Raw genomic sequence first — 5,172 nt, forward strand, 5'->3', positions numbered from 1 at the left:
TTACAAAGGCGTGTCGGCGGAGATGCGTAAATGGATCAATCAGGAAGGCCGCCCGCTGGTCGGACTATTGCGCAGGCGCTGGGCTGAGGCCGCCATTTTCCAGGGCATGGATTCCACGCGCGCTTGCGTTCTCGCATGGAAGAACATCGAGGAACTGGGGGATTGGCCTTCGTTTGATCTGAATCAATAGCCCCTGCTTATAACTCGCATTCTGCAAGGACCAATAAATTTTGTAGCAGTGACATTGCGATAGATTTCTCGAAATCTTTTGTGCGCACAATATGATTTCCAATCGAAAACGCAATGTTGACCAGGCGCTTATTTATCCGGTTCATGCGATCTCTGAAACTCATATCAAGCTGCCTGGGATGCGTCGTGTTAGGCGGCTGCTCGCTATTCGGCGGCCCACCGAAGCTCAAGCTCGGCGACGTGCGCGTGCTCGCGGCGCCAGACGCAAACCGAAATAGTCCTGTGGTCATGGATGTTGTGCTGGTATCGGACGCGGCGCTCGAACAGCGCCTGATGGCGCCGGAAGGAAAGTGGTTCCCTTCCGGCCCTGCGCTTGCGGCGAGCTATCCCGATGCCATGCGTGTGTACCGCTGCGAACTTCCTCCCTCAAGCGAATTCTCCCTGCCGCCGGCGCTGTTCGATGGGCAGCGCGCGCTGGCCGTTTTCGTCTTCGCCGGACTGGCGGATGGCGAACGGCGTGCGCGCATCGATGGCTGGCGCGATGGCGGTGTGATTTCCCTGGCGCGCGAGGACTGGCGCGCGATTCCGCAGGAGAAGGGCAAGCCTTCCCAGCGGCCACCACCCGAGATGCATTGCAGCAGCCAGTCCTGATAAAACGATAGCCGCCACAGGCGGCGCCAGACAGGGAGACGCAGCAGCATGAGAGCGACAAGCACCGACCGGGTGGCCATTCCTGCGGATGCCATCCTGTGGCATGACGGACTGTTATTGGCCCCCCTCCATTTCGAGCAGCTGACCCAGCGCCAGGAAGAGCTGGTGGCTTACCACGTGCGCAGCGGTTTCCAGTACGCCTGGGGCGTGCGGCGCCTGGAGCTGCAGCCGGGGCGTCTGGCGCAGAACATCGTTGCGGTATCCCAGCTGGAGGCGGTGATGCCGGACGGTCTGCTCGTGACACACGGCGACCAGCATGCGCCGCTGCAGTTGGTGATCAGCGATGTGATGATCGAAGCACTGCGCGCGCCGGGTGCGCGCTGCCCGATTTATCTGGCAGTGCCGGTCGATGCACAGGTTGCGGGCCGGGCGCGTCTGCGCAGCGTGGAGCGTGATGACTCCGATCTGTGCCGCGTGCGCCCCAATGCACGCCTGGTGGCGGAAGCGGATCTGACGCCTGCCGCCGAAGTGCACCTGCCTTTGCTGAATCTGAAATTCGAAAAGCAGCAGCTGCAAATTGAGCCTTTCCTGCCGCCGCTGCTGGACATCGATTTCATGCCGCTGGACGGCCAGTCGTCACTGCGCTCGCGCGGCATCGCGCTGTATCGCCGGCTGGGCGAAACCGAGCGTCAGCTGGCGGCGGTCGCGGCCGAATGCGGTGACCGGCTGCGCCGCCTTGAACTGCGCGAACAACTGCATTGCGTCAGTAGCGGCATGCCGCAACTGGGCGGTACGCTCACGCTGGATGGCGTCACACCGCTACAGCTGTATATGGCCTTGTGCCATGTGCTGGGCAGCGTCGCGATCCTGCGCAATCTGGCCGAAGCGACGCCGGATGTGCCGCCTTATCTGCATCGTAATCCCGGACGGACCTTCGACACGCTGTTCGGTCTGATCGACGCCCGGCTGGACACCATCGAGCGCCGCTGCACCGAGCTGGCCTTTGACCGTAACACCCACGGCTTCAGCCTGTTGATGGATACGGATATGCTGGAGGGCTGGCCTGCACCAAGCCTGAACGCCAGTGAGGGCGCGGAAACACGGCAGGTCCTGCTGGTCGGTGTACGCGGACTTTCGCCGGAACAGGCGGAACGCTGGATGGCCTCCGCCACCATCGTTTCGTCGGGCCAGCTGGAGGACGTGCGTGAACGGCGCGTGCGTGGCGCGGCGCGCTACGGCATCGATCCCAGCGGCGGCCTGGTGCTGCTGGCTGCGGAGCCGGACCCGATGTCCGCCGTGAACGGGCCGGCCAATGCGATCGACGTGCAGGGCCTGCGTACGGCGGGAACGGCATTGTTTGCCGTCGAGCCTGAAGCGGGTCTGGTGCGCGCAGGGCAAAAGCTGGTGATCGAAGTGCAGGGCGGCGCGGTGCCGGATGAAGTGGTGCTGCTGGTTGCAACGGAGCGCAAACCATGATGTCTGCGGCTCGGGACGACAGCTACCTCATCGAGCAGCTGCTGGACTTCCACGAAGAGCTGGTGCGCATCAAGCGCACCCTGGCCGCTTCTGCCCAGCCTTTACTCGCGGGACCTGAGGGTGAAGCCGACTTGCCGAACGCACTGCAGCTTGGCCAGACCGTGCGCAATGTGATCGATCTCCAAAGCGCACAGGCTCTGGAACTGGGCGGGCGTCATGGCCGCGATCAGGCCGAAGCGGCGCGCTACCTGAAAGTTGCGCTGGCCGACGAGGCGCTGATCGCCATGCCGGATTGGCCGCAGCGCAAGGAGTGGGTGGCCTGTCCGCTGGAGTTCCAGATTTACGGCACGCGCTGCGCCGGTGAGCGCATCTTCGACCGCATCTCGCTGCTGCTACAGGAACAGCCGCCAGTGCAGCGCGAGATGGCGCTGCTGTATCTGATGGCGCTGTCCATGGGTTTCCAGGGGCGCTACCGCAAACAGGAAGGTGGCACGTCAGCCCTGCAGGGATGGCGCCGCGAACTATACCGCCATGCTTACGGACGCTGGCCGGACACCGTGTTCGCCGGACTGCAGGATGATGCCATGGCCGATCTCGGACCGCGCCTGATGCCGCAACCGTATCGTCACACGCTGGCCGGCGTCACCGCGCGGTTGCTGCCGAACCCGCGGCGCTGGGCAGCTTACTTTGTGCTGACTGTGCTGGGTATGCTGCTGGCGTCGCAAATCGTCTGGCAAACCGATACCAGTGCGCTGTCCGCAAAATTGACTCCGCCTGCCAGACAGCAGGCACAAGGAACGGTGCAATGAAAATCGCCGGCATTGTCGGACTGGTATTGGCGCTGCTGCTGGCTGTCTTTCTCGGCTGGTATGTGCTGCGGCTGGCGCGGCGTCGCGCGCTCGGCACGCCAAGCGGTACGGCGCCGAAGAGCGATGATGGGCCGTTGGCGGCGGCTGCGGGGCTGGCCCCGGCAGTACGGGCCGCCTTTGCCGGCCGCGAGGAAGAGGGCGCACCTGCTTACAACGCGCCGCTGGTGCTGCTGGCCGGGGAGCCCGGCTCCGGCAAGTCCTCTTTGCTGCAAGACGCCGATGCACACGATCAGAATGCAAGCAGCCCGCTGCGCTGGCACGAGCTGCCCCAGGGTTGGGTGCTGGCGGCCGACACGGCGTATCTGGGGCTGGACGATCAGGATGGCGCCGAGGCATGGCAGGCCCTGGCCGACGAGTTGCAGCGCCGCCGTCCGCGCCGCCCATTGGATGGCATCCTGCTGACGATAGGCGCCGATTCCCTGGTCGGTCCCAATGCCTGGCCGCCAATTGAACTGGAACGCCGGGCTGCGCTGGCCCAGCGCCGTCTTGGCGAGATGCAGGCGCTGTTCGGATTGCGGCTGCCGGTCTATCTGTTGATTACACGCTGCGACCAGCTGGAAGGCTTCTCCAGTTTTGCATCCGCGCTGCCGGACGGACTGCGGCAAGCGATGCTGGGCTGGTCCAATCCAAACGATCTGGAAGCCGTGTTTGGTCCGGAATGGATCGTTCAAGGCTTCCAGGAGTTGAGTCGTACCATCTCCAGCCTGCAGGCGGAAATGTGCGCGGCAGGAGCGCACATTGAAGACAGCGACGCCTTCTTCATGCTACCGGGCGCCATCGACCGCATTGGCGCTCCTGCGAGGGCATACGCTGCGCGCCTGTTTGCCGACAACGCGCACAGCACCGCGCCGATGTTCCGTGGACTGTATTTGTGTGGTGATCCTTCGGCAGCCACCGATCCGCTGCCGGCGCGGCCATGGTTTGCTGGAGATCTGCTGGCGCGCAAGGTCTTTCCAGAACGTGGTGTGGCGCGTCCGCTGGGAGGACAGATCCTGTCGCGCAACAAGCTGGTACGGCGCTGGGCCATTGCCTGCGCCGTGGTGCTGCTGCTTTGGGGCGGAGCACTCACCTGGGCACATTACGATCTGAAGCCGAAAGCCAAATCGCTGGCGGACACGGTTGACAAGATCAATATGGAGCAGGAAGAGCGTGCCGCCAAGCGCGCAAAGATCGGTCACCTCGATTACGGCTGGTACAAAGAAAGCGCGCAAGGCCTGATGGACGCCATGGTCAATAACGGCGGCGATTTATCGTATATCGCTATTCCTGCATCCTGGCGCTGGACCAAGTTGCAGCATGTGGAGGAGGACGTCGAAGCGCGCTTTGGCCAGGGGCTTGCCAATATCGTCTACCGGACGCTGGACAAAGGCTTGAATCTGCAAGCTGTGGCGCTGACGGGCGCCGTCAACGATTCGATGACGACSGACCTCAGTGAAACACATCCCTGCCTGGTGCTGCCGGCACCCGAAACAGACGCGCTGACGCCCAACACATCGCTGGCAGACAGCGCGCCGTTCAAGCGGCTGGCTGGATTCGTGGCCGACGCGGGAGAATTCGAACAGGCGCGCAAACGCCTCGACCGGCTGCAATCCCTGCACCAGGGCGTATATGATGATCTCATTAAGGTGGCAGCCTACACGGACGCTTTCGATCTGCCGCAGCAGCCCAAAGACGGCGTGAGCGCCGTGCTGAAGGCCGCGCTGCACAATGCGAACAAACCCGAGGACGCAGAGGTCCATCGCAAAACCCAGGCTGCGAGCGTGGAATGCGCCTTCCGCCAGCAGAGTATGCAGTTCTATGCACGTGCGCTGGACAATAATCCTGCATTGGCATCGGCCCGTTCGATTGCCGAGCAGCTGCGCGGCGGCCAGGCGCTGGGCCAGCACCGTCAGCTGATTCCCTCCTTGCAGAATATGGGATTGTGGCTGAAGTCACCCAGTTTGCGCTGGCTGGACGAAGCCGTGACCGGAGAAGGCAAGCCCTATGG

General features: G+C 63.4%; 5 protein-coding genes. All 5 read left to right on the forward strand.

The window, feature by feature from the left end:
• Positions 1 to 190, forward strand: a 190-nt coding sequence (locus tag AB4Z11_RS22205) for a hypothetical protein (RefSeq protein ID WP_442027722.1), incomplete at its 5' end; no start/stop codon positions are given.
• Between the two features lie 281 nt (positions 191 to 471).
• Positions 472 to 840 carry a hypothetical protein gene (locus AB4Z11_RS22210; RefSeq protein WP_442027723.1) on the forward strand — a complete coding sequence of 123 codons (369 nt, stop codon included), beginning with the start codon at positions 472 to 474 and terminating at the stop codon, positions 838 to 840.
• 48 nt (positions 841 to 888) lie between these two features.
• Positions 889 to 2,316, forward strand: coding sequence for a type VI secretion system baseplate subunit TssK (gene tssK, locus AB4Z11_RS22215; RefSeq protein ID WP_442027725.1), 1,428 nt, complete (start codon positions 889 to 891; stop codon positions 2,314 to 2,316).
• A complete protein-coding gene (locus tag AB4Z11_RS22220) occupies positions 2,313 to 3,125 on the forward strand; it encodes a DotU family type IV/VI secretion system protein (protein WP_442027726.1) in 813 nt (270 codons plus the stop codon). Before tssK ends, AB4Z11_RS22220 begins: the two co-directional genes overlap by 4 nt.
• Positions 3,122 to 5,172: type VI secretion system protein (locus AB4Z11_RS22225; protein ID WP_442027727.1), on the forward strand; the 2,051-nt coding region annotated here is incomplete at its 3' end. The genes AB4Z11_RS22220 and AB4Z11_RS22225, both read left to right, overlap by 4 nt.

The sequence above is a fragment of the Pseudoduganella sp. RAF53_2 genome, from assembly GCF_052113985.1.
Lineage (GTDB): Bacteria > Pseudomonadota > Gammaproteobacteria > Burkholderiales > Burkholderiaceae_D > Rugamonas.

Bases quoted from the DNA above. Each gene is read 5' to 3' on its own strand.
- AB4Z11_RS22220 (WP_442027726.1), top strand. From the start codon at position 2,313: ATGATGTCTGCGGCTCGGGACGACAGCTACCTCATCGAGCAGCTGCTG.
- tssK (WP_442027725.1), top strand. From the start codon at position 889: ATGAGAGCGACAAGCACCGACCGGGTGGCCATTCCTGCGGATGCCATC.